This window comes from Archangium sp., assembly GCF_045802675.1.
Lineage (GTDB): Bacteria > Myxococcota > Myxococcia > Myxococcales > Myxococcaceae > Archangium.
The window spans coordinates 1-3,948 of sequence record NZ_JBJMQO010000049.1 but is presented as its reverse complement, the minus strand read 5'-3'; the positions used below and the strand labels follow the sequence as shown (position 1 = coordinate 3,948).

General features: G+C 71.1%; 1 protein-coding gene. It reads right to left on the bottom strand.

Going from position 1 to position 3,948, the window contains the following annotated elements; translation table 11 throughout:
• The coding region (locus ACJ8AN_RS14940) for an amino acid adenylation domain-containing protein (RefSeq protein WP_407756015.1) at nucleotides 1-3,948 on the bottom strand (3,948 nt) is incomplete at both ends.

Sequence of the window (3,948 nt, the reverse complement as noted above, 5' to 3'; positions counted from 1 at the left end):
TCCACCTTGCCACTGGCCAGCATGGGGAAGTGGGCCAACACCACGAACGAGGCCGGCACCATGTACGTCGGCAACCGCTGCTTGAGGTACTCGCGCAGCGCCGCTGGCTCGGGTTCCCCTCCTGCCTGGGCTCTCACGTAGGCCACCAGCCGCTTGTCGCCGGGCACGTCCTCGCGCGCCAGCACCACCGCCTGCTGCACGGTGGGGTGCTTCTCCAGCGTGGATTCGATCTCCCCCAGCTCGATACGCAGGCCGCGGATCTTCACCTGGAAGTCGGCGCGGCCCAGGTACTCGATGTTGCCGTCCGGCAGCCAGCGGGCCACGTCTCCCGTGCGGTACAGCCTCGCCCCCAGCGTCTCGCTGAGGGGGTCCGGGATGAACCGCTCGGCCGTGAGCTCGGAACGGGACAGGTAGCCACGCCCCACCTGCACGCCGCCGATGAACAGCTCGCCGGGGACGCCGATAGGCACCGGCCTCAGCTTCGAGTCCAGGAGGCGGATGGACGTGTTGGCCACGGGGCGGCCGATGGGCACCGAGCGCCGAGGCTCGCCGCGGACGCAAGCGTAATGGGTAACATCGACGGCGGCCTCGGTGGGGCCATAGAGGTTGTGCAGCCCGGCCTGGGGCAGCCGCTGCAGACAGCGCTCGGCGAGCTCCAGCGGCAGGGCCTCACCGCTGCACACCACGCGGCGCAGTGAGGCGCAGCGCTCCAGTCCCGGCTCCTCCAGGAAGAGCTGGAGCATGGAGGGCACGAAGTGCAGGGTGGTGATGCGGGCCTCGGCGATGAGCTCTACCAGGTAGGCCGGCTCCTGGTGGCCACCGGGCCGGGCCACCACCAGACGCGCGCCCACCATCAACGGCCAGAAGAACTCCCAGACGGACACGTCGAAGCTGAAGGGCGTCTTCTGCAGGACGGTGTCCTGGGGTCCCAGCCCGTACTCGTCCTGCATCCACAGCAGCCGGTTGCACACGGGAGCGTGGGCATTCATCGCCCCCTTGGGACGCCCGGTGGAGCCGGAGGTGAAGATGACGTAGGCGAGGTTGTCCGGGGTGGCGAGCGGGGGCGGAGCATGCCTCGGGTGTGCGGCCACCTCCTCCCACCGCGAGTCCAGGCAGAGCACCCGGGCGTCGTGCTGAGGCAGGCGCGAGAGCAGCCGCTGCTGGGCCAGCAGCACCGCGGGGCGCGCGTCCTCGAGCATCCACACCAGGCGCTGCGTGGGGTAGTCCGGGTCCAACGGGACGTAGGCGCCGCCGGCCTTCAGGGTGGCCAGCAGGGCGATGACCATCTCCAGGGAGCGCTCCAGGCACAGGCCCACACGCACCTCGGGGCCCACGCCCAGCGAGCGCAGGTGCCAGGCGAGCTGGTTGGCGCGTGCATCCAGCTCCCGGTAGGTGAGCGATTGCCCCTCGAAGACAAGCGCCACGGCCCCGGGCGTGCGCTCCACCTGGGCCTCGACGAGCTGGTGGAGGCAGGCCTCGCGCGGGAAATCCACGGCCGTGTCGTTCCACTCCACCAGCAGCCGGTGCCGCTCCTCCTCAGAAAGCAGCGGCAGCCGCGACACGTGCTGGCCGGGCTCCCGGGCAATCCCCTCCAGCAGCACGCGCAGCTGCCCGAGCATCCGCCGGACCGTCGCCTCCTCGAAGAGGTCCGTGTTGTACTCCAGCGAGGTGGCGAGCCCCTCCTGCGTGGCCGTCATGGCCAGCGTCAGGTCGAACTTCGCCGTCCGGGTACCGGACTCCAACAGCGACAACGTCAGACCGGGCAGCCGGGCCGTCGCCTCCGGGAAGTTGCGCAGCATGAACATCACCTGGAAGAGCGGCGCGTGCGCCAGGTTGCGCTCGGGCCGCAGCTCCTGGACGAGCCGCTCGAAGGGGATGTCCTGGTGGGTATAGGCCCCCAGCGCCGTCTCGCGCACCCGGTGGAGCAGCTCGCGGAAGGTCGGCTCGCCCGACAAGTCCGCGCGCAGCACGAGGGTGTTGACGAAGAGGCCGATGAGCTCCTCGAGCTCGGCGTTGTCACGGCCCGCGATGGGCGTGCCGACGGTGAAGTCCTCCTGGCCCGTCCAGCGGTACAACAGCACGTCGAAAGCCGCCTTCAGGGTCATGTACAGCGTGACGCCCTCGCGCCGGCTCAGGTCCTCGAGTGCCTCGGACAGGTGCCGCGGCAGGAGCGCCGACACAGTGGCGCCCTGGTACGCCTGCACGGGAGGCCGGGGCTTGTCGGTGGGCAGCTCGATGACGCCTGAACAGCCGGCGAGTTGCCCGCGCCAGTAGTGGAGCTGCTGCTCCAACAGTCCGCCCTCCAGACGCTCGCGCTGCCAGCAGGCGAAGTCCACGTAGTCGAGCCGCAGGGGCGGTAGCGGCCGTGAGTCGGCCCCGATGAAGGCCGCGTAGAAAGAGCCCAGCTCACGCACCAGCACGCCCATGGACCAGCCGTCCGAGGCGATGTGGTGCATCGTCAGCAGGAGGACGTGGCGCTCCGGGGAGAGGCGCAGCAGCGAGGCGCGGACGAGCGGCCCCGTGGCCAGCGCGAAGGGGCCGGCGGCCTCCTCCCGCATCCGCGCTTCGAGCCAGTCACCGGGCGAGCCCGTGGCCTCCGCGGGCAGCTCGAGGACGGGCAGCGGGAGCTCCAGGTGCTCGAGGACGTGCTGCCGGGGCTCGCCGCTGTCCGTGGGGTAGACGGTGCGCAGAATGGCGTGGCGCTCGAGGAGGGCATTCACGCTCCGGGCGAGCGCCTCCACGGACAGCGCGCCCTCGAGCTGGAGCGCCAAGGGCATGTGGTAGAAGGCACTGCTCGGGGAGAGGCGCTCCAGGAACCACAACCGATGCTGGGCGTACGAGAGCGGCGCGGGCGAGGGCCGGGGCGACAGGTGCGGGATGGAGTCCGTGCGCGTGGAGGACGCCGCCTGGCCCACACGCGCGGCCAGGGCGCGCGGGGTCCGCGCCTCGAAGAGGGCGCGCAGGGGTAGGTCGATCCGGAAGCACTCGCGGATGCGGGACACGAGCTGCATGGCCAGGAGCGAGTGGCCGCCGAGGGCGAAGAAGTCGTCATCGGCCCTCACCCGCCCCAGCCCCAGCACGGCCATCCACAAGGCCGCGAGTTGCTCCTCGATGCCAGTGCGCGGCGCGGCGTCTGCCTCGGAGCCGGCCGTGTCGGCGGGCTCGGGAAGGGCCGCCAGATCGACCTTGCCGTTGAGGTTGCGGGGAAACGACTCCAGGAGCACGAAGTCCGAGGGCAACATGTGCTCGGGCAGGTACTCCGCCAGGTGGGCACGCAGCGCGGCGGGCGCGGGCTGCGTGTCCCGGTGGGTGACATAGGCGACCAGCCGGGTTCCCCCCCCCCCCGCCCTCGGCACCACCAGCACCCGCTCCACGTTCGGGTGGCGGGCCAGGACGGCTTCGATCTCACCGGTCTCGATACGGTAGCCGCGCACCTTCACCTGATGATCCATGCGCCCGAGGAACTCGACACTACCGTCCCGCAGCAGGCGGACCCGATCACCCGTGCGGTAGAGCCGCTCCTGGCCGCCGGAGAACGGCTCCGCCACGAAGCGCTGCGCCGTGACGTCGGGCTTGTCCAGGTAGCCGCGCGCCACGCCCGCCCCGCCGATGTAGAGCTCGCCCTCGACTCCGATGGGCACGGGCTGCTGGTGCCGGTCGAGCACGTACAGCCGCACATTGTCCAAAGGCCTGCCGATGGGCACCGTGCGCCAGGGAGCTGCCCCCTGTGCGAGGGCCACCTCCACGTCCAGCACCGAAGCACCCACGGTGGTCTCGGTGGGGCCATAGTGGTTGAGGATCCGGCAGGTGCCGCCACGGGCCCGCAGCTCCTCGAGCAGCCGCACCGGGAAGGCCTCGCCACCAAGGATCAGCCACCGCGCCGGGAGCACGGAAGCGCCCGGTGCGGAGGCCAACAGCGCCTGCAGGTGGGAGGGGACGATCTTGAGG